This window comes from Mycobacterium sp. NGS40 (genome assembly GCF_059812735.1).
Genome location: NZ_JCALDG010000017.1, coordinates 108,693 through 132,648, shown reverse-complemented (window position 1 = coordinate 132,648; position 23,956 = coordinate 108,693). Strand labels below are relative to the sequence as shown.

The 23,956-nt window shown below is 68.9% G+C and carries 22 protein-coding genes and 1 pseudogene; 16 read left to right on the top strand and 7 right to left on the bottom strand.

Annotated features, from left to right (window positions below):
• Positions 1-3: 3 nt before the first annotated feature.
• Complete coding sequence (locus AC5Y5O_RS23605) at positions 4-339, bottom strand: hydrogenase maturation nickel metallochaperone HypA (protein WP_096286194.1); 336 nt, start codon at positions 337-339, stop codon at positions 4-6.
• A gap of 138 nt (positions 340-477) precedes the next feature.
• On the opposite strand from AC5Y5O_RS23605, the gene AC5Y5O_RS23600 reads away from it, so the two are divergent.
• A complete protein-coding gene (locus tag AC5Y5O_RS23600) occupies positions 478-960 on the top strand; it encodes a Fur family transcriptional regulator (RefSeq protein WP_096286196.1) in 483 nt (160 codons plus the stop codon).
• Between the two features lie 2 nt (positions 961-962).
• Here the strand turns inward: AC5Y5O_RS23600 and mtr are convergent, their stop codons facing one another.
• Positions 963-2,342 carry a mycothione reductase gene (mtr, locus tag AC5Y5O_RS23595; RefSeq protein ID WP_096286198.1) on the bottom strand — a complete coding sequence of 460 codons (1,380 nt, stop codon included), beginning with the start codon at positions 2,340-2,342 and terminating at the stop codon, positions 963-965.
• A gap of 4 nt (positions 2,343-2,346) precedes the next feature.
• Positions 2,347-3,372 (bottom strand): alpha/beta hydrolase, encoded by a 1,026-nt coding sequence (locus AC5Y5O_RS23590; protein ID WP_243393838.1) that lies wholly within the window; start codon positions 3,370-3,372, stop codon positions 2,347-2,349.
• Between the two features lie 186 nt (positions 3,373-3,558).
• On the opposite strand from AC5Y5O_RS23590, the gene mqo reads away from it, so the two are divergent.
• Genes mqo through AC5Y5O_RS23550 form a run of 8 tightly spaced genes read left to right on the top strand, consistent with a single transcriptional unit; the run spans position 3,559 to position 14,004 of the window.
• Positions 3,559-4,983 (top strand): malate dehydrogenase (quinone), encoded by a 1,425-nt coding sequence (gene mqo / locus AC5Y5O_RS23585; protein WP_423790888.1) that lies wholly within the window; start codon positions 3,559-3,561, stop codon positions 4,981-4,983.
• Positions 4,984-5,028: 45 nt separating this feature from the next.
• Positions 5,029-5,499, top strand: coding sequence for a GNAT family N-acetyltransferase (locus tag AC5Y5O_RS23580; RefSeq protein ID WP_096286202.1), 471 nt, complete (start codon positions 5,029-5,031; stop codon positions 5,497-5,499).
• Entirely contained in the window at positions 5,496-7,334 is a 1,839-nt protein-coding gene (locus AC5Y5O_RS23575; protein ID WP_096286204.1) for a magnesium chelatase subunit D family protein, read from the top strand. The genes AC5Y5O_RS23580 and AC5Y5O_RS23575 overlap by 4 nt, the downstream gene beginning before the upstream one ends.
• Before the next feature lie 2 nt (positions 7,335-7,336).
• Positions 7,337-7,951, top strand: coding sequence for a cob(I)yrinic acid a,c-diamide adenosyltransferase (cobO, locus tag AC5Y5O_RS23570; protein WP_096286206.1), 615 nt, complete (start codon positions 7,337-7,339; stop codon positions 7,949-7,951).
• On the top strand, positions 7,948-9,309 hold the full coding sequence (locus AC5Y5O_RS23565) for a cobyrinic acid a,c-diamide synthase CobB (protein ID WP_500027681.1): 1,362 nt from the start codon (positions 7,948-7,950) through the stop codon (positions 9,307-9,309). The genes cobO and AC5Y5O_RS23565 overlap by 4 nt, the downstream gene beginning before the upstream one ends.
• Positions 9,310-9,343: 34 nt before the next feature.
• Complete coding sequence (gene cobA / locus AC5Y5O_RS23560) at positions 9,344-10,570, top strand: uroporphyrinogen-III C-methyltransferase (protein ID WP_096286208.1); 1,227 nt, start codon at positions 9,344-9,346, stop codon at positions 10,568-10,570.
• A gap of 22 nt (positions 10,571-10,592) precedes the next feature.
• A complete protein-coding gene (locus AC5Y5O_RS23555; RefSeq protein WP_096286210.1) occupies positions 10,593-12,197 on the top strand; it encodes an MFS transporter in 1,605 nt (534 codons plus the stop codon).
• Positions 12,198-12,255: 58 nt separating this feature from the next.
• On the top strand, positions 12,256-14,004 hold the full coding sequence (locus tag AC5Y5O_RS23550; protein WP_096286212.1) for a proline--tRNA ligase: 1,749 nt from the start codon (positions 12,256-12,258) through the stop codon (positions 14,002-14,004).
• Positions 14,005-14,010: 6 nt separating this feature from the next.
• Here AC5Y5O_RS23550 and AC5Y5O_RS23545 read toward each other — a convergent pair whose 3' ends face one another.
• Together AC5Y5O_RS23545 and AC5Y5O_RS23540 are read right to left on the bottom strand one after the other, a co-directional pair.
• On the bottom strand, positions 14,011-14,457 hold the full coding sequence (locus AC5Y5O_RS23545) for a ferritin-like domain-containing protein (protein ID WP_096286214.1): 447 nt from the start codon (positions 14,455-14,457) through the stop codon (positions 14,011-14,013).
• Positions 14,454-14,996 (bottom strand): hypothetical protein, encoded by a 543-nt coding sequence (locus tag AC5Y5O_RS23540; RefSeq protein ID WP_165796334.1) that lies wholly within the window; start codon positions 14,994-14,996, stop codon positions 14,454-14,456. Before AC5Y5O_RS23540 ends, AC5Y5O_RS23545 begins: the two co-directional genes overlap by 4 nt.
• A 169-nt stretch (positions 14,997-15,165) precedes the next feature.
• Between AC5Y5O_RS23540 and rimP the strand changes: the two genes are divergently transcribed.
• The 7 genes and pseudogenes from rimP to AC5Y5O_RS23505 all read left to right on the top strand — a co-directional run bounded on the left by rimP (position 15,166) and on the right by AC5Y5O_RS23505 (position 23,128).
• Complete coding sequence (gene rimP / locus AC5Y5O_RS23535; RefSeq protein WP_096286216.1) at positions 15,166-15,699, top strand: ribosome maturation factor RimP; 534 nt, start codon at positions 15,166-15,168, stop codon at positions 15,697-15,699.
• Positions 15,696-16,745, top strand: coding sequence for a transcription termination factor NusA (nusA, locus tag AC5Y5O_RS23530; protein WP_096286218.1), 1,050 nt, complete (start codon positions 15,696-15,698; stop codon positions 16,743-16,745). The genes rimP and nusA overlap by 4 nt, the downstream gene beginning before the upstream one ends.
• Before the next feature lie 54 nt (positions 16,746-16,799).
• Positions 16,800-18,292, top strand: a pseudogene (locus tag AC5Y5O_RS23525) (HNH endonuclease signature motif containing protein).
• A 162-nt stretch (positions 18,293-18,454) separates the two neighbouring features.
• Positions 18,455-18,760, top strand: a complete 306-nt coding sequence (locus AC5Y5O_RS23520) for a YlxR family protein (RefSeq protein WP_341477084.1) — start codon at positions 18,455-18,457, stop codon at positions 18,758-18,760.
• 63 nt (positions 18,761-18,823) lie between these two features.
• Entirely contained in the window at positions 18,824-21,655 is a 2,832-nt protein-coding gene (gene infB, locus AC5Y5O_RS23515) for a translation initiation factor IF-2 (protein ID WP_096286220.1), read from the top strand.
• Positions 21,655-22,143: a 30S ribosome-binding factor RbfA gene (gene rbfA / locus AC5Y5O_RS23510; RefSeq protein WP_500027675.1), complete on the top strand. Its 489-nt coding sequence runs from the start codon at positions 21,655-21,657 to the stop codon at positions 22,141-22,143. Before infB ends, rbfA begins: the two co-directional genes overlap by 1 nt.
• On the top strand, positions 22,118-23,128 hold the full coding sequence (locus tag AC5Y5O_RS23505; protein ID WP_500027673.1) for a DHH family phosphoesterase: 1,011 nt from the start codon (positions 22,118-22,120) through the stop codon (positions 23,126-23,128). Before rbfA ends, AC5Y5O_RS23505 begins: the two co-directional genes overlap by 26 nt.
• Before the next feature lie 6 nt (positions 23,129-23,134).
• On the opposite strand, the gene AC5Y5O_RS23500 is transcribed toward AC5Y5O_RS23505, so the two are convergent.
• On the bottom strand, positions 23,135-23,716 hold the full coding sequence (locus AC5Y5O_RS23500; RefSeq protein WP_096290995.1) for a hypothetical protein: 582 nt from the start codon (positions 23,714-23,716) through the stop codon (positions 23,135-23,137).
• A 46-nt stretch (positions 23,717-23,762) separates the two neighbouring features.
• On the bottom strand, positions 23,763-23,933 hold the full coding sequence (locus AC5Y5O_RS23495; protein ID WP_500027671.1) for a hypothetical protein: 171 nt from the start codon (positions 23,931-23,933) through the stop codon (positions 23,763-23,765).
• Positions 23,934-23,956: the final 23 nt, after the last annotated feature.

Here is a 23,956-nt window from a genome sequence, read left to right as displayed (position 1 = left end):
TTCTCACGACACGTCCAGCGACGTCACCAGGAACTCGTTGCCGGACACGACCTCGACGTCGGAGCTGTCGCAGCGTGGACACCAAATCGACCAGGCCGAGGTGATCTCCGACCGGCGGCCGCACGCGCGGCAGCGCACCTCGGCGCCGACGCACTCGAGTTCCAGCTCGGCGTCCGGCATGTTCTCCGACTCCCGGACGAGTGTCCAGCAGAACGCCAACGAATCGGGGACCACCTGGCGCAGGGCGCCGATCCGGACACGGACGACGTCGACGTGCCGTCCGTCGGCATGTGTTTTGACCACGCCGGCGATCGCCTCGCACAGCGAGAGCTCATGCATCGCCGGTCCCCGGGCGCGCGGCCATGACGTCGTTTCTACACCCGTGCGGTCGCGGATACCCGGTGAATCCAGGGCGTGCTCACGGCGGCGGGACGGTCCAGACTGGCAATCCGGGGTATCCGGCGCAAGACTAGGCGGGTGACGTCCAACCCGTCGTCGCTTGATCCCGCGGTCACCGAACGCATCGGCGACTTCCTGCGTGCCCGCGGATTGCGGCGCATGACCTCGCGGATCCAGGTACTGGCGGTGCTCGAACCCGTGAACGGACACCTCTCCGTCGCGGAGATTCACCAGCGGGTGCGGGCGAGCCTGCCCGCCGGCGCTCAGCCGCCCGATGTGGCCACCATCTACCGCACGGTGACCACGCTGGTCGAGCAGGCGGTGTTGCACGCGCTCACCCTCGACGGCGGGATCACGACCTACGGATTGGCGACCGCCCCGCACCACCACGCGGTGTGCACGCAGTGCGACTCGATCATCGAAGTGCCCGCGCGTCAGCTCAGCTCGGCGCTCGAGCACGCGATGGAGGGCAGTGCGTTCGCTCTGTCGGATCGGGCCGGGCTGACGCTGCGGGGTCTGTGCCCGCAATGCCAGCAGGGCGGGTCCGCGGCTCGGCGCTGAGGTCAGCGCAGGCCCAATAGCGCGTTCTCCACCACTTCGGGCAGCGCCGGGTGAATCCAGTACTGCCCGCGCGCCATCTCGGGAGCGGTCAGCCCGAAGCTCATCGCCTGGATCAAGGGCTGGATGATCGACGAGGCCTGATGGCCCATGATGTGGGCACCCAGCAGACGCCCGGTGCCGCACTCGCCGATCAGCTTGACGAACCCGGTGGTGTCCTCCATCGCCCATCCGTAGGCGACGTCGCCGTAATCCTGGATCTTCACCGAGATCTTGAAACCCTGTGCAATGGCTTCGTTTTCCGTAAGTCCGACGCAGGCGACCTGCGGGTCGGTGAACACCGCGGACGGCACGAAGCGATGGTCGGTGACCGCCATCGCCTCGGTGTCGTCCCAGTCGCACAGCAGATTGTGCTGCACCACCCGCGCCTCGTGATTGGCGACGTGCTTGAGTTGATACTTCGAGGAAACGTCACCGAGAGCGAAAACCCCACGCGCCGTAGTTCTTTGGTACTCGTCAACGACGACGAGGCCGTCCTCGACGGCGATGCCGGCCTGCTCGAGGTCGAGTTGATCGGCGTTGGAAACCCGGCCGGTCGCGACCAGCATCGCGTCGGCGTTGATGGTGTGGCCGTTGTCGAGTCGCACCGCGACACCGGAGCCCTGGTTCTCGGCGCTCACGACGTTGCAGTGGGTGTGCAGTTCCCATTTGCTCGACGCGATGCGGGTGAAGCGCTTGCACAGGGCGTCGTCGCAGTGCCGCAGCAACGCGGAGCCACGCACCACCAGCGTGACCCGCGCGCCCAGCGACGAGAACATATGGGCGAATTCGGCGGACACGAAACCACCCCCGACGATCACCAGATGTTCTGGGAATTCCGAGATTCGCATGATGGTGTCGCTGGTGTAGTACTGCGCGCCGCAGTCGAGGATCGCGGCGGGAACCACGGCCCGAGCCCCCGCGGCGACCACCACCTGCTCGGCGGTGAACTCGTCGCCGGCGTCGGTGCGCAGCAGATAGCGCCCGTCGGCCTGGACCGGACCGAACCGGGTGTGCTGCTTGTACACGTCGATGTTGGGCGCCGAGCTGCGATAGTCCTCGCCGCCGACCCCGATCGGATCGATGCGCCCGAAGACGCGCGAGACGATGTCGTCCCAGCGCACCCGGTCGATGTGTGCGTCGACGCCGTAACGCGAAGCCTCACGGATGGTTTGGGCGACCTCGGCGGCGTAGACGAACATCTTGGTCGGGATGCAGCCGACGTTGAGACAGGTGCCGCCGAAGGTGCCCTGCTCGCAGATCGCCACCCGCTTGTCGGCGAAACGGTCATCGAGAACGGTGTTGCCCGAGCCGGTTCCGATGATCGCGAGGTCGTAGGTCTCCACGCCGTCACCCCTTTCCGAACGATGCCGAGGCGTCGCTGTTCGTGGAGCGCAGGTAGCCGTCCAGCCACAGATCCAGTTCCCGATAGGCGACCGAGCGCGGACCCTCCAGCGACAGGAACACGTCGTGTTTGGCGTCGGCCACCGGAACGACGTTGCTGCGGTGCCCGATGCAGCCCGCCCACCGGGCGATCTGAGTGACGTCGAGGACCGCGTCGCCGCGTTGCATCGACATCGCGTCCGCGGATTCGGTCACGCTGTGGTCCGAGCGCAGGATCAGGTTCGACACCCCCACGTCGAGGCCCCGGTGCAGGCGGGCCTGGCCGCGGCGCACGGCGTGCAGCCATCCCGCGGTAATAGGGAAGCCGCCCAACGGTTTCCAGTCCAGGTTGTAGTCGAACTCGCCGTCGTAGTCGCGGTGCAGCGTGGTGCCGTATCCGCCCTTGCTGGTGCCACGCAACACGACTTTGGAACGCACCCGCGACAGGCCGCCGATCATCGCCGACGTCATGCCCAGGCGCAGCACCGCCGGGCCATGCAGATCCAGGAAGGGGCTGTTGAGCACCAAGCCGCCGATACCCGCGTGCGCCTTGGCGTTTCGGCGGCGCAACCGGTCCAGCCACAGCGGCACGATCAGGCCGCCGGCCGAATGGCCGTACATCAGGACCCGGACGTCGGGGGCCTGCTCGCCGATCACGGCCAGGGCGCGGTCGAGTTCGGTGTCGTAGTGCGCGAGATCGGTGATGAAGTGTGGGGTCTGGCCGTCGCGTCGCGACCGTCCGCACTTCTGCAGGTCCAATGCGTAGAAGGTGAAACCACGGGCGGCGAAGTGATCGGCCAGCGCGGTGTTGAAGAAATAGTCGGTGTAACCGTGCACCGTCAGAACCGCGTGCTCGAGACCGCCGCCGTCACCGCCGCCGGGGCCGCGCCGAATCAAGGTTGCGACGATGTCGCCCTCGCCGGCGGGGTCGGGTCCCAATTCGATGGTGTACTGCCAATAGCCAGGCAGGACATCGGGCACCCAGCCAGTCACCAGGCCAGCTTAGCGTGGCGACTGCTTTTGCTGGTCGTGGCCGGTTCGGGTCGGCGCGGCCGCGCCGGCCGGGATAGCCTGGATGACCGGCTGGAAAAGGACCTAGAAAAGGAATCAGAAAGGGCCAGCGTTTCGGTGTCAGACACAACGGCGCGCACCGACATCGTGCTGGTCGGCGCCGGGATCATGAGCGCCACCCTGGCCGTATTGCTGCGGCGGCTGGAGCCGGACTGGTCGATCACGGTGGTCGAGCGACTCGATGCGGTCGCCGCCGAGAGCAGTAGCCCCTGGAACAACGCGGGCACCGGGCATGCCGGGCTGTGCGAGATGAACTACACCCCCGAGCGGGACGGGTCGATCGACATCACCAAAGCCGTGTCGATCAACGAGCAATTCCAGGTGACGCGCCAGTTCTGGGCCTATGCCGTCGAGCACGGCATCCTCACCGATCCGGGCTTCGTCAACGCCGTCCCGCATGTCAGCTTCGTGCAGGGCGCGCGACAGGTCGATTATCTGCGGCGCCGTCAGCAGGCGCTGGCGCCGAATCCGCTGTTCGCCGGGACGGAATTGGTCGACGACCCGGGCGAGTTCGCCCGCCGGCTGCCGTTGATGGCCGACGGACGTGACTTCTCGGAGCCGACTGCGCTCAACTGGGCCGCCGACGGCACCGACGTCGACTTCGGCGCGCTGACCAAGCAGCTCATCGGCTATTGCGTGCGCCACGGCGCCACGGCGCTGTTCGGCCACGAGGTGCGCAACCTGACCCGTCATGCCGGCGGCTGGACGCTGCGGATCGCAAACCGGCGGACCGGCGAAAAGCGCAAGCTGGACGCAAAATTCGTATTCGTCGGCGGCGGTGGTGACGCACTGCCGCTGTTACAGAAGTCTGGGATCGCGGAGGTCAAAGGCTTCGCCGGCTTCCCGATCGGCGGGCGGTTCCTGCGCACCGACAACCCGGCGCTGACCGCCGCGCACCGGGGCAAGGTCTACGGCGTCCCCGCCCCCGGTGCCCCGCCGCTCGGGGCGCTGCATCTGGACCTTCGGTTCGTCAACGGCAAGTCGTGGCTGGTCTTCGGGCCGTATGCCGGTTGGTCGCCTAAGTTCCTGAAACATGGTCACGTCAGTGATTTGCCCCGTTCGGTCAGGCGGGACAACGTGGTGTCGATGCTGGGGGTCGGGATCACTGAGATGACGCTGGTCAATTATCTGGTTCGCCAACTGCGCCTCACCGAACGCGACCGGATGGATGTGCTGCGCGAATTCGCGCCTGGCGCGCGGGATTCGGATTGGCAACTGACGGTGGCCGGTCAGCGCGTGCAGGTGATCCGGCGGGTCGCGGGCAAGGGTGGGGCCCTCGAGTTCGGCACCACCGTGGTGGGATCGTCGGACGGCAGCATCGCGGGTCTGCTCGGCGGCTCGCCCGGCGCCTCGACGGCCGTCCCGATCATGCTCGATGTGCTGGCCAGTTGTTTTGCCGACCGCTACCAATCCTGGCTACCCAGGCTCAAAGAGATGGTGCCCTCGCTGGGGACCCGGCTATCCGAGGAACCGGCGCTCTACGACGAGGTGAGAACGTGGAGCGCCAACGTATTACAGTTGAACGGCTCATGAACCGCGCCGGCGAGCCAACCGAACTGATGAGGAGGAGCGGCGCCGATGACAGAAGCGCTACGCCGCATCTGGGCCAAAGACCTTGACGCGCAGACCCTTTACGAGCTACTCAAGCTACGGGTAGAGGTGTTTGTCGTGGAGCAGGCCATCCCGTATCCGGAACTGGACGGGCGGGATTTGCTCGCCGAGACCCGGCACTTCTGGCTGGAGACGGCGGACGGCGAGGTGATCAGCACGCTGCGGCTGATGGAGGAGCACGCGGGCGGGGAGAAGGTGTTCCGGATCGGGCGGCTGTGCACCAAACGCGGTGTGCGCGGACAGGGCCACACCACCCGGCTGCTGCGGGCCGCGCTGGCCGAGGTCGGTAACTACCCGTGCCGGATCAATGCGCAGACCTATCTCGCCGAGATGTACGCCCACCATGGTTTTGTGCGCGACGGCGACGATTTCATCGACGACGGCGTGCCGCACGTCCCCATGCTGCGGCCCGGCTCCGGGCAGACGGCCAAGCCGTGAAGCCGTATCCGTTCAGCGCGATCGTCGGCCACGACCAGTTACGGCTGGCGCTGCTGCTGTGTGCGGTGCGCCCGGAAATCGGCGGCGCGCTGATCCGCGGCGAGAAGGGCACCGCCAAATCGACGGCCGTGCGCGGGCTTGCCGCGCTGTTGTCCGCGGCGACCGGAACCAACGGCGGCGGGTCCGGCCTGGTCGAAATGCCGCTCGGCGCAACCGAAGACCGGGTGATCGGGTCGCTGGATCTGCAGCGGGTGCTGCGCGACGGCGAGCATGCTTTCTCGCCCGGGTTGCTCGCGCGTGCCCACGGCGGCGTGCTGTACGTCGACGAGGTCAACCTGCTGCACGATCATCTGGTCGACGTGCTGCTCGACGCCGCCGCGATGGGCCGGGTGCACATCGAACGCGACGGCATCTCGCATTCGCATGAGGCGCGTTTCGTGCTGATCGGCACGATGAATCCAGAGGAAGGCGAACTGCGCCCGCAGCTACTCGACCGGTTCGGGCTGACGGTCGAGGTGCACGCTTCGCGTGACGTCGAGGTGCGCGCGGAGGTGATCCGGCAGCGGATGGCCTACGAGGCCGACCCGGACGGGTTCGCCACCCGCTACGCCCCCGACGACGCCGAGCTGGCCCAGCGGATCGCCGCGGCCCGCGCACTGGTCGACGATGTTGTGTTGCCGGACAACGAATTACGGCGCATCGCGGCGCTGTGTGCGGCGTTCGACGTCGATGGGATGCGGGCGGATTTGGTGGTGGCGCGCACCGCCGTCGCGCACGCCGCCTGGCGGGGCGCGACAACCGTGGCCGAGCAGGACATCAGGGTGGCCGCCGAGCTGGCGCTGCCGCACCGGCGTCGCCGCGACCCGTTCGACGACCCGGGCATCGATCGCGAGCAGCTGGACGAGGCGCTGCGGCAAGCCGGCGACCAGCCGGAGCCCGATCCCGACCCGCCCGGCGGCGGCCAGTCCGCCAATGACTCAGCCGCACAACAAGAGTCGTCTTCCAACGGGAAAACCCAGACGCCCCAGACACGACCCAGCGCACCGCCGTCGAAGACGTTTCGCACCCGGGCATTGACGGTGCCCGGCGTCGGTGAAGGCGCGCCCGGCCGGCGCTCGCGGGCCCGCAATTCCTCGGGCAGCGTCGTGGCGTCGGCCGGCGCCGACGACGCGGGCGCCCATGGTCTGCACCTGTTCGCCACTCTGCTGTCGGCCGCCGAGCAGGCCGGCGCGGGACCGCTGCGCCCGCGGCCGGGTGACATCCGCCGCGCCATCCGCGAGGGACGCGAAGGCAACCTGGTGATCTTCGTCGTCGACGCGTCCGGGTCGATGGCCGCCCGCGACCGGATGGCCGCCGTCAGCGGTGCCGCCCTGTCGCTGTTGCGCGACGCCTATCAACGGCGCGACAAGGTCGCGGTGATCACGTTCCGGCAGCAGGAAGCGCGGTTGCTGCTGCCGCCGACCTCGTCGGCCCACATCGCCGGCCGGCGGCTGGCCCGATTCGACACCGGCGGCAAGACCCCGCTGGCCGAGGGTCTGCTGGCCGCGCGGGAGCTGGTCGTGCGGGAGCGGGCCCGCGATCGCGCGCGCCGTCCGCTGGTGGTGGTGCTGACCGACGGCCGGGCAACCGCGGGCCCGGACCCGTTGGGCCGCAGTCGAATCGCGGCGTCGCGACTGGCGGCCGAGGGTTCCGCCGCGGTGGTCGTGGACTGTGAAACGTCGTATGTGCGACTGGGATTGGCTCAGCAGCTGGCCCGCCAGCTCGGCGCACCGACCGTCCGGCTGGAGCAACTGCACGCCGACCATCTGACACGAGCCGTCCGCGGCGCGGCCTGACCATGCCACAGGGAATCCCGCTGCAGGTGCCGGATGACGGACTGAGCACCCGGGCCCGGCGCAACCTGCCGGTGCTGGCGGTGCATACCGGTGAGGGCAAGGGCAAGTCCACCGCGGCGTTCGGGATGGCGTTGCGCGCGTGGAACGTCGGCCTCGACGTCGCGGTGTTTCAGTTCGTCAAGAGCGCGAAGTGGAAAGTGGGGGAAGAAGCCGTCTTTCGGCGGCTGGGCCGATTGCACGAGGAGCATGGCGTCGGTGCGGCGGTGGAATGGCACAAGATGGGCAGCGGCTGGTCCTGGACGCGCAAATCGGGCAGCGAGGACGACCACGCGGCCGCGGCCGCCGACGGCTGGGTGGAGATCTCGCGCCGGCTGGCCGAGCAGCGTCACGACTTCTATGTGCTCGACGAGTTCACCTACCCGCTGAAGTGGGGGTGGGTCGACGTCGACGAGGTGGTGGACGCATTGGTGGCCAGGCCCGGCCATCAGCATATGGTGATCACCGGACGCGCCGCCCCGCCGCGACTGATCGAGGTCGCCGACCTGGTCACCGAGATGACCAAGGTCAAGCATCCGATGGATGCGGGCCGCAAGGGGCAGAAGGGCATCGAGTGGTGAACGCCCCCGCGGTCGTCATCGCCGCGCCCGCCTCCGGCAGCGGAAAGACCACGATCGCAACGGGTTTGATCGGGGCCCTGCGCCAGGCCGGGCACACGGTCGCGCCGTTCAAGGTGGGGCCCGACTTCATCGACCCCGGCTACCACGGGCTGGCCGCGGGCCGGCCCGGGCGCAACCTCGATTCGGTGATGGTGGGCGACGAGCTGATCGGCCCGCTCTACGCGCACGGCGCCGCCGGCGCGGACATCGCGGTGATCGAGGGCGTGATGGGTCTGTTCGACGGGCGAATCGGGCCCGACACACCGCCGGCGGGCTCCACGGCGCACGTCGCCGCGCTGGTCGGCGCCCCGGTGATCCTGGTCGTCGACGCGCGCGGCCAGAGCCACAGCATTGCCGCACTGTTGCATGGCTTTTCGACGTTCGATACCGCAACCCGGATCGCCGGCGTGATCCTCAACCGGGTGGGATCGCCCCGGCACGAGCAGGTGTTGCGACAGGCCTGCGAGCACACCGGCATCCCGGTGTTGGGTGCCATTCCGCGAACCGCCGAATTGGAGCTGCCGACACGGTATTTGGGCCTGGTCACCGCGGTCGAATACGGGCGGCGGGCCCGGCTCGCCGTCGAGGCGATGACCGATCTGATCGCGCGGCATGTCGACCTGGCCGCGGTGCTGGCGGTCGCGGCAAGCCGCACCACCAGCACACCGTGGGACCCCGTTGCCGCGGTGGGGGGGACGGCGCCCGGCCGCGCCACGGTCGCAATGGCCGCGGGCAAGGCATTCAGCTTCGGCTACGCCGAACATGCCGAGCTGTTGAGCGCGGCCGGTGCCGACGTGGTCGAGTTCGACCCGCTGGTCGATACGCTGCCCGACGGCACCGCCGCCGTGCTGCTGCCCGGCGGCTTCCCCGAACAGTTCACCGCCGATCTTTCCGCCAATGATGTTGTGCGACAGCAGATCCGCGAGTTGGCTGCCGCCGGGGCTCCGGTGCACGCGGAATGCGCGGGCCTGATCTACCTGGCTTCCGAACTCGACGGGTACCCGATGTGCGGGGTGCTGGGCGGGGCGGCGCGGTTCACCGCGGCGCTGAAGCTGGCGTATCGCGACGCGGTCGCGGTGGCCGATTCGGCGCTGTACGCAGCCGGGGCCCGGGTGGTCGGACACGAATTCCACCGGACCGTGATCACCTTCACCGAGAGCTACCAGCCGGCCTGGGTCTACCGGGCCGGCGACGCGGCGCCGCTGCGCGACGGCGTGGTGCACGCCGGGGTGCACGCGTCGTATCTGCACACCCACCCGGCCGCGGTGCCCGACGCGGTGGCGCGGTTCGTCGCCCGCGCCGCGGCGCGCCCGTCGTGACGGCCGCGCCGATCGTCTTCACTAGGCTTGCCGGGTGACCGAGAGCCCCTACCTCGTCGGACTGCGGCTGGCCGGCAAGAAGGTCGTTGTGGTCGGCGGCGGCTCGGTCGCCCAGCGCCGGCTACCCCTGCTGATCTCGAGTGGCGCCGACGTCCACGTGATCAGCCGGACTGCCACCCCCGCCGTCGAGGCGATGAGCGGAATCACGTTGACGATGCGCGAATACCGCGCCGGTGACCTCGACGGAGCCTGGTATGCGATCGCGGCCACCAACGACGCGGCGGTCAACGAGGCCGTCGTCGCCGAGGCCGACAGCCGGCAGATCTTCTGCGTGCGCGCCGACATCGCCATCGAGGGCACCGCGGTGACCCCGGCGTCGTTCGAATACGCCGGCCTGTCGGTGGGTGTGCTGGCCGGTGGCGAGCACCGCCGGTCGGCGGCGATCCGCTCGGCGATCCGCGAGGCGCTGCAACAGGGCCTGATCGCCCCGGGCAGCTCGGGGAGCTCCGACGCCGTGCGCGGCGGGGTGGCGCTGATCGGGGGTGGCCCCGGCGACCCCGAGCTGATCACCGTCCGCGGGCGGCGGCTGCTGGCCCAGGCCGACGTCGTGGTCGCCGATCGCCTGGCCCCGCCCGAACTGCTCGCCGAGCTGGGGCCGCACGTCGAAGTCATCGACGCCGCCAAGATCCCGTACGGCCGGGCCATGGCCCAGGACGCGATCAACGACGTGATGATCGAACGGGCCCGCGCCGGGCACTTCGTCGTTCGCCTCAAGGGCGGTGACCCATTCGTGTTCGCCCGCGGTTACGAGGAAGTGATCGCGTGCGCCGACGCCGGCATTCCGGTCACCGTGGTGCCCGGTGTGACGAGTGCCATAGCGGTGCCCGCGCTGGCGGATGTTCCCGTCACCCATCGAGCGGTAAATCACGAGTTCGTGGTGGTCAGCGGCCATCTGGCGCCCGGGCATCCCGAATCGTTAGTGAATTGGAATGCACTGGCAGCGTTGTCCGGCACGATCGTTTTGCTGATGGCCGTCGAACGCATCGAACTCTTCGTCAACGCGCTGCTGGAAGGCGGTCGACCTGCGGATACGCCGGTCCTTGTCGTTCAGCACGGAACGACCCCGGCGCAGCACACGTTGCGGGCGACTCTTGCCGACACGCCGCAAAAGGTGCGGGCGGAGGGGATCAGACCTCCCGCGATCATCGTGATAGGGCCCGTAGTAGGCCTGAGTAGCGTTCGGGGTTTAAACGATTCTTAAGATTACTGTAAGGTAACTCGTTATGACGGCCCTCAACGACACTGAGCGCGCGGCCCGAAATTGGTCCGCTCTGCGCCCCGATCGTCCGGCACCCGAGCGCGCCGAGCGCCCGTCGGAAACCGCTTCCGGGTCCGCCACCACCCGCACTAGCAGGTATTACCCGACCTGGCTGCCTTCCCGCCGCTTCATCGCGGCCGTGATCGCCATCGGCGGCATGCAGTTGCTGGCAACGATGGACAGCACCGTCGCGATCGTCGCGCTTCCTAAGATTCAGAACGAGCTGAGCCTGTCCGACGCCGGCCGTAGCTGGGTGATCACCGCGTATGTGCTCACCTTCGGCGGGCTGATGCTGCTGGGCGGGCGCCTCGGTGACACCATCGGCCGCAAACGCACCTTCATCGTCGGCGTCACGCTGTTCACCATCTCCTCGGTGTTGTGCGCGGTGGCCTGGGACGAGGTGACGCTGGTCATCGCCCGGCTGCTGCAGGGTGTCGGGTCGGCGATCGCGTCGCCCACCGGTCTGGCCCTGGTAGCGACGACGTTTGCCAAGGGTCCGGCGCGCAACGCGGCCACCGCCGTGTTCGCCGCGATGACCGCGATCGGTTCGGTGATGGGCCTGGTCGTCGGCGGCGCGCTGACCGAGGTCTCCTGGCGGCTGGCGTTCCTGGTCAACGTGCCGATCGGGCTGGTGATGATCTACCTGGCCCGCACCGCGCTGCGCGAGACCAACCGGGAGCGGATGAAGCTCGACGCCACCGGGGCCATGCTGGCCACCTTGGCCTGCACGGCTGCGGTGTTCGCCTTCTCGATGGGCCCGGAAAAGGGCTGGATATCGGCGATCACGCTGGGTTCGGGTGCGGTGGCCGTGGCCGCCGCCATCGCGTTCGCCATCGTCGAGCGCACCGCCGAGAACCCCGTCGTGCCGTTCGGCTTGTTCCGCGACCGCAACCGCCTGGTCACGTTCACCGCGATCCTGCTGGCCGGCGGCGTGATGTTCAGCCTCACCGTCTGCATCGGCCTCTACGTTCAGGACATCCTGGGCTACAGCGCGCTGCGTGCCGGCGTCGGATTCATCCCGTTCGTCATCGCGATGGGCATCGGTCTGGGTATCTCCTCGCAGCTGGTGTCGCGGTTCTCGCCGCGAGTGCTGACCATCGGCGGTGGTTGGCTGCTGCTGCTGGCCATGATCTACGGCTGGGCGTTCATGCACCGCGGCGTGCCGTACTTCCCGAATCTGGTGCTGCCGATCGTCGTCGGCGGAATCGGCATCGGCATGGTCGTGGTGCCGCTGACGCTGGCCGCGATCGCGGGCGTCGGTTTCGACCAGATCGGCCCGGTGTCGGCGATGACGCTGATGCTGCAAAGCCTGGGCGGGCCGCTGGTGCTGGCCGTCATCCAGGCCGTCATCACCTCGCGCACGCTGTACCTGGGCGGCACCACCGGCCCGGTGAAGGTGATGAACGACGCACAATTGCGAGCCCTTGACCACGGCTACACCTACGGGCTGCTGTGGGTGGCCGGCACGGCCGTCATCGTCGGCCTTGCCGCCCTGTTCATCGGGTACACCCCGGAGCAGGTCGCGCACGCCCAAGAGGTCAAGGAAGCCATCGACGCCGGCGAGCTGTAACTCGCAACGTCTTTCCCACGGCCGGATGCCGTGAGTCATCACGCTAGGCTGGCCCGCTGTGATCACCCGGATGTCCGAGCTGTTCCTGCGCACCCTGCGCGACGATCCCGCCGACGCCGAAGTGCCCAGCCACAAATTGCTGGTGCGGGCCGGATACATCCGGCAGGTCGCCCCCGGGCTGTACAGCTGGCTGCCGCTGGGGCTGCGGGTGCTGCGCAATATCGAACGCGTTGTCCGCGAAGAGATGAACGCGATCGGCGGGCAGGAGATCCTGTTCCCCGGGCTGCTGCCGCGCGGGCCGTATGAGACGACGAATCGCTGGACCGAGTACGGCGACGGGGTGTTCCGCGTGCAGGACCGTCGCGGGAACGACTACATGCTCGCGCCCACGCACGAGGAGTTCTTCACCCTGGCCGTCAAGGGGGAGTACAGCTCCTACAAGGATTTCCCGCTGACGCTGTACCAAATTCAGATCAAGTACCGCGACGAGGCGCGGCCGCGGGCCGGCATCCTGCGGGCCAGAGAATTCGTGATGAAGGACTCCTACTCCTTCGATATCGACGCCGCCGGGCTCAAGGCCGCCTACCACGCGCACCGGGAGGCCTACCAGCGCATCTTCGACCGGTTGCGGGTTGGCTACGTGATCGTGTCGGCGGTGTCGGGCGCGATGGGTGGCAGCGCGTCCGAAGAGTTCCTGGCCGAGAGCCCGATCGGTGAGGACACCTTCGTGCGGTGCGCGGAGTCGGGGTATGCCGCCAACGTCGAAGCGGTGCTCACCGCCCGCCCCGAGGCGCTGCCCATCGACGGTCAGCCCGCGGCGCAGGTGCACGACACCGGCGATACCCCGACCATCGCCGCGCTGGTCCAGTGGGCCAACGGCGCCGGACTGGGCCGCACCGTTACCGCGGCCGACACGCTGAAGAACGTTCTGGTCAAGGTCCGTGCGCCGGGCGGGGAGTGGGAGCTGCTGGCCATCGGGGTGCCCGGAGACCGCGAGGTCGACGACAAACGGCTGGGCGCCGCGCTGGAGCCGGCCGAATACGAATTGCTCGGCGACGCGGATTTCGCCAAGTACCCGTTCCTGGTGAAGGGCTATATCGGTCCGAAGGCATTGCTGGACAACGAGGTTCGCTATCTCGTCGACCCGCGGGTGGTGGACGGCACCAGCTGGATCACCGGGGCCGACGAGCCGGGCCGCCATGTGGTCGGGCTGGTGGCCGGCCGCGACTTCACTGCCGACGGCACCATCGAGGCCGCCGAAGTGCGCGAAGGCGACCCGTCTCCCGACGGTGCCGGCCCGCTGGTCATGGCGCGCGGCATCGAGATTGGGCACATCTTCCAGCTGGGCCGCAAGTACACCGACGCGTTCGCCGCCGACGTGCTCGGCGAGGACGGCAAGCCGGTGCGACTGACCATGGGCTCCTACGGCATCGGGGTGTCGCGTCTGGTTGCCGTCGTCGCCGAGCAGCAGCACGACGAACTGGGCCTGCGCTGGCCGGCGTCGATCGCCCCGTTCGACGTGCACCTGGTGATCGCCAACAAGGACGCGCAGGCCCGCGAAGGCGCCACGACGCTGGCCGCCGACCTGAGCCGACTGGGCCTCGAGGTGTTGCTGGACGACCGCACCGCCTCGCCCGGGGTCAAGTTCAAGGACGCCGAGCTGCTCGGGATGCCCTGGATCGTCGTGGTCGGCCGGGGTTGGGCCAATGGCGTCGTGGAGCTTCGCGACCGCTTCGGCGGGCAGGCGCGCGAACTGGCGGCCGGTGTCTCGCTGGCCACTGAGATCGTGAACGCGGTGACCGGCTAAGCGGGCTTACTCGTTGCCGCCGGGGAAACTGCTGGTGATCGGCCAGGCGCCCAGGATGCGGCTCCAGCGCGCGCTCATCACCGCGCTCTGGGTCAGGGCCGTCGAGGCGAACGCACGGTCGTCGGCGGTCTCGGCGTGCTCGGTGACCGCGCGCCACGCCGTCGCGCCGTCGTTCTCCATCCGCACCGCCAGGCGAGCCGCGTCGGCCGGACTGCCCACCAGCAGGGGCAGCTGATAGCCCGCGGCGGCCGGTGGCGGGGTGACCTTGCGGGCGGCCAGCATGGCGATCACGTCGTCGCGACGCTGGCGGTGTTGCAGCAGTGCCTCCACCACCAGGTTGTTGACGCTGGGCGGCGACAGCGCGGACACGATGCCGTAGCCGTAGATCGTCGAGTGCTCGACCGCCAGGGCATCGCAGAGCGCCTGGTTGTCGGCGTCCTTGCCGGAGGTCATATCGACGGTCCCCCGGGCACCAGTGCCACCAGGTAGGACGCCGTGCACGACGCGGCGATGGACGCCAGCAGCCCGGCCCGGTAGCCCGACTCGGCCGACACCAACCGGGCGGCGTTGTCGGCCGAGGTCTTCAGCGCATTGATTACGTCGGACACCGGGGGTGGCGGCGGTGGCGGCCCCGCCGGCGCGGCCGGACTGGGAGCGGCGCTGGTGGTTTCGCTCGTGGAGGCGCTGAGCTTGCCAGCCGCCCGGGCGATCTCCGTGGACAGTGCGCGGGCGTGTGCGGCGCGCTGGTTGGCCACCACCGACAGCGCGGCCGCGATCTGCGGCGCGACGCCGACGGCCGCGGCGGCCGCACCGGCGAGCACGCTGTCGTGTCTGGCCTGGTCTAACGGACCCAATAATTGTTCGACCGCTGGGGGTTTCGGCGGGGACTCACCGCAGGCGGAGACGACCACCCCGAGCGCAGCAAGCGCCGCACCCCCGGCGAGCACACCCCGCCGACTGGTGACGGGTACAGCGCTAGGCACGCCCAACATCCTGCCATTGGGTGCCGGCCGGGCATGCCGCCAGGACCTCGACCTACGCGATCACCTCGTCATACGCGATTCCTGGCGTATCGTTGGTACCCGGTTCTCGCGGAACTTGAAGCGGTTCCACCGACGCCGGAAGCCAGTTGACCGGACAACTCAAGATGAGGAGCTCGCCGTGACCACCGGGCTACCGTCGCAGACGCAGGTGATCGAGCTACTCGGTGGAGAGTTCGCGCGCGCCGGCTATGAGATCGAAGACGTGGTCATCGATGCCCGGGTGCGCCCGCCGCGCATCACGGTGATTGCCGACGGCGACACCCCTCTGGACTTGGACACCGTCACGACCCTGTCGCGGTCGGCATCGGCTTTGCTGGACGGGCTGGGCAGCACCGGCGGCAGCTACGTGCTCGAGGTCTCCTCGCCCGGTGTCGAGCGTCCGCTCACCAACGAGAAACACTTCCGCCGCGCGCGGGGCCGCAAGGTCGAGGTGGCGCTGGCAAACGGATCGCGATTGACCGGCCGGGTGGGACAGACCGGTGCCGACGCGGTGGCACTGGTGATCCGCGACGGCCGCGACTGGGCGGTGCGCGAGATCCCGCTCGCCGAGATCGCGAAAGCGGTTGTCCAGGTTGAGTTTTCGTCGCCATCCCAAGCCGAATTGGATTTGGCGGGTGTGGGTGAGTCTGGCAGGACGGAGGCCGGAGCATGAATATCGACATGGCCGCGTTGCACGCGATCGAGGTGGACCGGGGGATCTCGGTCAACGAGCTGCTCGAGACGATCAAGTCGGCGTTGCTGACCGCCTACCGGCACACCCAGGGCCACCAGAACGACGCGCGGATCGAGATCGACCGCAAGACGGGCGTGGTGAAGGTGATGGCCCGCGAGGTCGACGAGGACGGCAACGTCATCAGCGAATGGGACGACACCCCCGAAGGGTTCGGGCGCATCGCGGCGACCACCGCGCGCCAGGTGATGCTGCAGCGCTTCCGCGACGCCGAGAACGAGCGCACCTACGGCGAGTTCTCCACCCGCGAGGGCGAAATCGTCGCCGGCGTGATTCAGCGTGACAGCCGCGCGAACGCCCGCGGTCTGGTCGTGGTGCGGATGGGCAGCGAAACCAAGGCCTCCGAGGGCGTCATCCCGGCGGCCGAACAGGTCCCCGGTGAGAGCTACGAGCACGGCAACCGGGTGCGTTGCTATGTGGTCGGCGTGACGCGGGGTTCGCGTGAGCCGGTGATCACGTTGTCGCGCACCCACCCCAATCTGGTGCGCAAGTTGTTCTCGCTCGAGGTTCCCGAGATCGCCGACGGCTCGGTGGAGATCGTGGCCGTGGCGCGCGAGGCGGGCCACCGCTCCAAGATCGCGGTCGTGTCCCGGGTGCCCGGCTTGAACGCCAAGGGCGCCTGCATCGGTCCGATGGGGCAGCGGGTCCGCAACGTGATGAGCGAGCTGTCCGGCGAGAAGATCGACATCATCGACTACGACGAGGACCCGGCCCGGTTCGTCGCCAACGCGCTGTCGCCGGCGAAGGTGGTGTCGGTGTCGGTGATCGACCAGACCGCCCGTGCCGCCCGCGTCGTGGTGCCCGACTTCCAGTTGTCCCTGGCAATTGGCAAGGAAGGGCAGAACGCGCGGCTGGCCGCCCGGCTCACCGGGTGGCGCATCGACATCCGCGGCGATTCGCCCGCGGCCGGGCAGCCGGAGGGCCAGCCGGAACACGGCGCCAGCACCCCGATGGCTCACGATCACTAGTTCACGTTTCACCGACGACCGATCGTGTCGGACCCCCGTGACATAATCGAATGTATGTTCGAAACACCGTCAGCGGCGCGCTTCGACGACTGGGCTGCTCAGGCCCGGGCACAACTCGAGGCATTGACGGGTACGCCGGAGTCGCCAGAATGGACGGGCCGCATCTGCGCCGCTGCACGGCTGGCGAACCAGGCCGTCGCCGCGCAGTTGGTGGCGATCGGGGAGTTGTTTGCCTACCGGTATTCGCGCTGTGCGCAGGCCCAGGAGTGGGTGGTCGACGCGGTGGACGCAGTGGCCGCGGAGGTTGCCGCGGCGTTGAGGATCAGTCAGCCTCGGGCGCGGGGCCGCGTCGAGGACGCCCGTGCACTGCGCGAACGCCTGCCGAAGGTGGGGCAGGTGTTCGCGCTCGGCGACATCGACGTCGAGGCCTTCCGCACCATCGTGTCCCGCACCGATCTGATCCAGGACCCCGACATCCTGGCCGTCGTGGATGGGCGGATCGCCGCGAATGTGACGCGCTGGCCGTCGATGACGCGGGGACGGCTAGCGGCCAAGGTCGACGCGATCGTGGCGAGGGTCGATATCGACGCGGTGCGCCGGCGCAAAGAGATGCGCAGCGATCGTGAGGTGTGGATCGGCGGGGACATCGACGGCATCGCCCAGATCCAGGGCACCCTGTTGTCCCCGGATGCTCACGCCCTGGACGCCCGGCTGACCGCGCTGGCGGGCACCGTGTGCCGGCACGATCCGCGCACCACCACTCAGCGCCGGGCCGACGCGCTGGGTGCACTGGCTGCCGGCGCCGACCGCCTCGGGTGTCGTTGCCGGCGGGCGGATTGCGCCGCGGGTGCCCGCAAACCGGCCTCGCCGGTGACCATCCATGTGATCGCCGAACAGGTCGCCGTCGACGGCACCGGCACCGCGCCCGCGTCTGAACTCGACGCCGACGGGTTGATCGATCCCGAGCTGCTCATCGAACTCGCCCAAACCGCCAAGCTGGTACCGCTGCTACATCCCGGAGATGCCCCGCCGGAACCCGGCTATGTGCCGTCCGCGGCGCTGGCCGCATTCGTGCGGGCCCGCGACCTGACGTGTCGCTGGCCGGGCTGCGATCACCCCGCGATGCGCTGCGATCTCGACCACACCGTCCCCTTCGCCGACGGCGGTAAGACGCATGCCGCCAATCTGAAGTGCTACTGCCGGACCCATCACCTGGTGAAAACGTTCTGGGCTGGACCGGCCAACAGTTACCCGACGGCACGCTGATCCTGACGTCACCGTCCGGGCAGACCTACGTCACCACCCCCGGCAGCGCCCTGTTGTTCCCCAGCGTGTGCCGCGCCGTGGGCGGCATCGCTGCGTCCGAGGCCGACCTCGCGCCCGCCGACCCCTGTTCGGGGCGTACCGCGATGATGCCCCGACGTCGCCGCACCCGTGCCGACGAACGCGCCCTGCGCATCGGTGCCGAACGCCGACAACACCACCAGGCCCGCATGAAAGCCCGTGCCGCCCCTCGCCCCGACCCCGGCGAACCGCCGCCCTTCTAGTTCAACGCCGATCAAACTCGGCAGTTGCGTGGGCGATCGGGCGCGCAGGTTACGGTGCGGTTGCGGGTGGTTCTGACCATCGCTTCCGTGACGCTAGACTGAGCCGTGATCCAGCGCGAGCCTTCGGCCTCGGCGCGCACACACACGGGCGGACCCGTGCGAATGTGTGTCGGGTGCCGGAAGCGAGAGTTGGCCGTCCAATTGCTCCGAGTGGTGGCGGTGTCCAACGGGAACGGCGAATACGCCGTAATCGTTGACACGGCGACTCGCCTGCCGGGACGGGGTGCGTGGCTGCATCCCGCACCGCGGTGCGCAGACGAAGCGATCCGGCGGCGGGCTTTCACCAAGGCGCTGCGCATCGAACGTCCACCGGACACATCCGCGTTGGTCGAGTACTTAGAGGTGCTCGACTCACCCGGCAACAGAACAGGTAGCGAAGAACATGAGCACACCGTGAAGTCCCGATGACCATGCGTCATAGCTAAACCCGAGGCGCGGCCCGCTGCTGTCGCCTCATAGACAGGAGATGTAGTGGCAGGTAAGGCCCGCGTACACGAGTTGGCCAAGGAACTCGGTGTCACCAGCAAGCAAGTTCTCGCCCGGCTGAATGAACAGGGCGAATTCGTCAAATCCGCGTCGTCGACCGTAGAAGCGCCGGTTGCTCGTCGGCTGCGGGAGTCGTTCGGCGGCGGCAAGCCCGCGTCGGCCGGCGCCAAGAGCGCCCCGAAGAGCCCGGACCGCTCGCTCGACAAGGCACTGGACAGGGCGATTCAGAAGCCCTCCGGCAACGGTGAGGCGGCCGCCGCTCCGGCGAAGCCCGCTGACCCACCGGCTGCCCCTGCGGCCAAGCCCGCCCCGGCGGCTCCGCCCGCTGCGCGCGCCGATGCCGCCCCGGCGCCGACGCCCGCGCCCCGACGGCCCGCGCCGTCACCCGCGCGTCCCTCGGCACCGTCCCCCGGGCAGCCGAAACCGCCGTCGCCCGGTGGCCAGGCGCCCAGCCAGCAGCCGCCGTCGCCCGGTGCGACCCCCGGCCCGCGGCCCGGCCCGATCCCGAAGCCGGCGGCCCGTACCCCGCGTGTCGGCAACAACCCGTTCTCGTCGGCGCAGCCCGTCGACCGGCCCATTCCGCGTCCGCAGGCGCCGCGCCCGGGCGCACCCCGTCCCGGCGCACCCCGCCCCGGCGGCGGCGCTTCGCCCGGGAGCATGCCGCCGCGTCCCGGCGGTAGCAGCGGCGGCGGCTTCCAGCGATCGGGGCGTCCCGGTGGTGGCGGTGGTCCGCGTCCCGGCGGTGGCGGCGGCCGTCCCGGTGGTCCCGGCGGTGGCGGCGGTGGTAATTACCGCGGCGGCGGAGGCGGCGTCGGTGCCGCGCCCGGTGGCGGCGGCGGTTTCCAGGGCCGTCCCGGCGGCGGCGGTCCCGGTGGTGGCCGTCCCGGCCAGCGCGGCGGCGCGGCCGGTGCGTTCGGCCGTCCGGGTGGTGCGCCGCGGCGCGGTCGCAAGTCGAAGCGGGCGAAACGCGCCGAGTACGAGAACATGCAGGCCCCGGTCGTCGGTGGGGTGCGGTTGCCGCACGGCAACGGCGAGACCATCCGGCTGGCCCGTGGCGCGTCGCTCTCCGACTTCGCCGACAAGATCAACGCCAACCCGGCTTCGCTGGTGCAGGCGCTGTTCAACCTCGGCGAGATGGTGACCGCGACCCAGTCGGTCGGTGACGAGACGCTCGAGCTGCTGGGCAGCGAGATGAACTACGTCGTCCAGGTCGTCAGTCCGGAGGACGAAGACCGTGAGCTGCTGGAGTCGTTCGACCTCACCTACGGCGAGGACGAGGGCGGCGAGGACGATCTGCAGACCCGTCCGCCGGTGGTGACCGTCATGGGTCACGTCGACCACGGTAAAACCCGACTGCTGGACACCATTCGAAACGCCAGCGTCCGCGAGGGCGAGGCCGGTGGCATCACCCAGCACATCGGTGCCTACCAGGTCGGGGTCGACTTCGAGGGCACCGAGCGGCTGATCACCTTCATCGACACCCCGGGTCACGAGGCGTTCACCGCCATGCGTGCCCGTGGTGCCAAGGCCACCGACATCGCGATCCTGGTGGTTGCCGCCGACGACGGCGTGATGCCGCAGACGGTGGAGGCGATCAACCACGCGCAGGCGGCCGACGTGCCGATCGTGGTGGCGGTCAACAAGATTGACAAGGAAGGCGCCGACCCGGCCAAGATCCGCGGTCAGCTCACCGAATATGGTTTGGTGGCAGAGGATTTCGGTGGCGACACGATGTTCGTCGACATCTCGGCCAAGCAGGGCACCAACATCGAGGCGCTGGAAGAGGCGGTGCTGCTGACCGCCGATGCGGCCCTGGACCTGCGCGCCAACCCCGACATGGAAGCCCAGGGTGTGGCGATCGAGGCGCACCTGGACCGCGGTCGCGGACCGGTGGCCACCGTGCTGATCCAGCGCGGCACGCTGCGGGTCGGTGACTCGATCGTCGCCGGCGACGCCTACGGCCGGGTTCGTCGGATGGTCGACGAGCACGGCGAGGACGTCCACGAGGCGCTGCCGTCGCGGCCGGTGCAGGTCATCGGTTTCACGTCGGTGCCCGGCGCGGGGGACAACCTGCTGGTCGTCGACGAGGACCGCATCGCCCGCCAGATCGCCGACCGGCGCAGCGCCCGCAAGCGCAACGCCCTGGCGGCACGTTCGCGCAAGCGGATCAGCCTGGAGGACCTGGACTCGGCGCTGAAGGAAACCAGCCAGCTGAACCTGATCCTCAAGGGCGACAACGCCGGTACCGTCGAGGCGCTCGAAGAGGCCCTGATGGGAATCGAGATCGACGACGAGGTGGAGTTGCGCGTCATCGACCGCGGCGTCGGTGGCATCACCGAGACCAACGTCAACCTGGCGTCGGCCTCGGACGCGGTGATCATCGGCTTCAATGTGCGTGCCGAGGGCAAGGCGACCGAGCTGGCCAACCGTGAGGGCGTGGACATCCGCTACTACTCGGTGATCTACCAGGCCATCGATGAGATCGAGAAGGCCCTGCGCGGCATGCTCAAGCCGATCTACGAGGAGAACCAGCTGGGCCGCGCCGAGATCCGCGCGATCTTCCGGTCCTCCAAGGTCGGTGTCATCGCCGGCTGCCTGATCACCTCCGGCGTCGTGCGGCGCAACGCCAAGGCCCGGTTGTTGCGCGACAACATCGTGGTCGCCGACAACTTGACGATCTCCTCGCTGCGCCGCGAGAAGGACGACGTCACCGAGGTTCGCGACGGCTTCGAATGCGGTATGACGCTGACCTATTCCGACATCAAGGAAGGCGACATCATCGAGTCCTTCGAGCTCGTCGAGAAAGAGCGCGCCTGATGGCAGACCCTGCACGGGCGCGCCGGCTGGCCAAGAGGATCAACACCATCGTCGCCTCGGCGATCGAATTCGAGATCAAGGATCCGCGACTGGACGGGGTGACCGTCGTTGACACGAAGGTCACCGCCGACCTGCACGACGCGACGGTGTTCTACACCGTGATGGGACCGACGCTGGACGACGAGCCCGACTACGAGGGCGCGGCTGCCGCGCTGGACCGGGCCAAGGGCACGTTGCGCACCATGGTCGGTGCGGGCACCGGTGTGCGGTTCACTCCCACGCTGACGTTCACCCGGGACACGACGACGGACACCGTGGCGCGAATGGACGAGCTGCTTGCGCGTGCCCGTGCGGCCGACGCTGACGTGGCGCGGGTTCGGGTGGGGGCCAAACCGGCGGGGGAGGCCGATCCCTACCGCGAGATCGGGGCGGCGACGGGAGCAGCGGACGCTGAGGACCGCGGTGACGACTATCGACCCGAAGACTGAGCTGGCGCGCCCCCCGGGCGCGGGGGCGCGCCTGGACGCGGTCGGTGCCGCCGAGTTGCTTTCGGCCGCAACGACAATCGGGGTGATCTGCCACGTCCATCCCGACGCCGACACCATCGGCGCGGGCTTGGCGCTCGCTACAGTGCTCGACCGGACCGGCAAAGACGTCGAGGTCAGCTTCGCCGCGCCGGCCACGCTGCCGGAGTCGCTTCGTTCGCTGCCCGGGTGCCAGCTGCTGGTGAGCCCCGACGCGATGCGCCGAGACGTCGATTTGGTTGTGACGGTGGATGTTCCGAGCCGCAAGAGGCTGGGCGCGCTCGGCGACGCGTTCGGCCGCGACCAGCCGCTGCTGGTGATCGATCACCACGCCTCCAACGAAATGTTCGGTACCGCGAATTACGTTGACCCGTCCGCGGATTCGACGACGCTGTTAGTGGCCGAACTGTTCGACGCCTGGGACAAGCCGATCGACCGCGACGTCGCGCACTGCATCTACGCCGGGCTGACCACCGACACCGGCTCTTTCCGCTGGGCCAGTGCCCGCGCGTTCCGGCTGGCCGCCCGGCTGGTCGAGCTCGGTGTGGACAACGCCAAGATCAGCCGCACCCTGATGGACACGCACCCGTTCGTGTGGCTGCCGCTGCTGTCGCGGGTGCTCGGCTCGGCGCAACTGGTGCCGGACGCGGTGCAGGGGCGTGGGCTGGTGTATGCGGTCGTCGGCAACGAGGACTGGACCACCTCACGTCCGGAGGAAGTCGAGAGCATCGTCGACATCGTGCGCACCACGCAGCAGGCCGAGGTCGCCGCGGTGTTCAAAGAGGTTGACCCGCAACAGTGGTCGGTGTCGATGCGGGCCAAGGCCGACGTCGACCTGGCCGCGGTGGCATCGGTGTTCGGTGGCGGCGGCCACCGGTTGGCCGCCGGATATTCGACCACCGGGTCGATCGCCGAAGTGGTGGCCTCGCTGCGCACGGCGCTTGACTAGGCCGGTCTAGAACGCCCAGCTTCCGACCGACTGCAGCACGAACCCGTGATCCCCGTTGGTGGTGTCCAGACAGGCGATGACGTTGTCGGCACTCACCGCGCAGGTGACGTTGAGATAGGACAATTTCTGCCCCGCGGCCAGCGGCTTACCGGCAAAGGGCAAGGCGGCCGGGCCGCCGCCGCATCCGCCGTAAGTCATCCGGCTCAACTCGTAGCCGGGTCCCTTGAAATTCACCGCCCCCTCCACACAGTCACCCGGCCTCGGATGGCCGCCGCCGGGAAACGTGATGTCGTCTATTCCGGGCACTTCGCCATTGCACCGAATATCTTGTGACTGCTGCGGCGCGGGCGCCGGTCCGCCATAAAAGTCGCACACCACCGAATTCGGCGTCGAGAAACTGATTCGCGGCGCGTTGCCCGGCAGCGCCGTCGAAACATAACCGTCCGCCGGCACCGGGGTGAATCCGTCCAGATTGGGAAAACGAGGTGGCGGCTGTGCGGTCGCGTGCTGCCCGGATGCGATCAGCGATGCGATGACCAGCGTCAGGACGCAAAGAGCCCGCATTGTGAGGTCGACGACATTGCGCATCTTGGGATCGTATTGGCAATTGACACCCGTGGCGATCACCGGTCATTTATCTCGCCGTGGGTAAGGCATTCACCCACAGCCCCATGTTGATCAGAAAGCACACCATGACAATGGTCAGCCCGAATGCGGGCCACTTCCACATCCAGGTTCCGCGCAAACCGGAAACGAGTGTTCCGCAGGCCGCCACCAGCAGCGCGACACCCACCCCGGCCACCATGATCAGCGCCCCGGTCCAGGTGC

Bases quoted from the DNA above. Each gene is read 5' to 3' on its own strand.
- AC5Y5O_RS23520 (WP_341477084.1), top strand. From the start codon at position 18,455: ATGTGTGTCGGGTGCCGGAAGCGAGAGTTGGCCGTCCAATTGCTCCGA.
- AC5Y5O_RS23495 (WP_500027671.1), bottom strand. From the start codon at position 23,933: ATGGTGGCCGGGGTGGGTGTCGCGCTGCTGGTGGCGGCCTGCGGAACA.
- AC5Y5O_RS23555 (WP_096286210.1), top strand. From the start codon at position 10,593: ATGACGGCCCTCAACGACACTGAGCGCGCGGCCCGAAATTGGTCCGCT.
- AC5Y5O_RS23580 (WP_096286202.1), top strand. From the start codon at position 5,029: ATGACAGAAGCGCTACGCCGCATCTGGGCCAAAGACCTTGACGCGCAG.
- cobO (WP_096286206.1), top strand. From the start codon at position 7,337: ATGCCACAGGGAATCCCGCTGCAGGTGCCGGATGACGGACTGAGCACC.
- AC5Y5O_RS23500 (WP_096290995.1), bottom strand. From the start codon at position 23,716: ATGCGCAATGTCGTCGACCTCACAATGCGGGCTCTTTGCGTCCTGACG.
- AC5Y5O_RS23545 (WP_096286214.1), bottom strand. From the start codon at position 14,457: ATGACCTCCGGCAAGGACGCCGACAACCAGGCGCTCTGCGATGCCCTG.
- mqo (WP_423790888.1), top strand. From the start codon at position 3,559: ATGAGCGCCACCCTGGCCGTATTGCTGCGGCGGCTGGAGCCGGACTGG.
- AC5Y5O_RS23540 (WP_165796334.1), bottom strand. From the start codon at position 14,996: ATGTTGGGCGTGCCTAGCGCTGTACCCGTCACCAGTCGGCGGGGTGTG.
- AC5Y5O_RS23605 (WP_096286194.1), bottom strand. From the start codon at position 339: ATGCATGAGCTCTCGCTGTGCGAGGCGATCGCCGGCGTGGTCAAAACA.
- nusA (WP_096286218.1), top strand. From the start codon at position 15,696: ATGAATATCGACATGGCCGCGTTGCACGCGATCGAGGTGGACCGGGGG.
- rbfA (WP_500027675.1), top strand. From the start codon at position 21,655: ATGGCAGACCCTGCACGGGCGCGCCGGCTGGCCAAGAGGATCAACACC.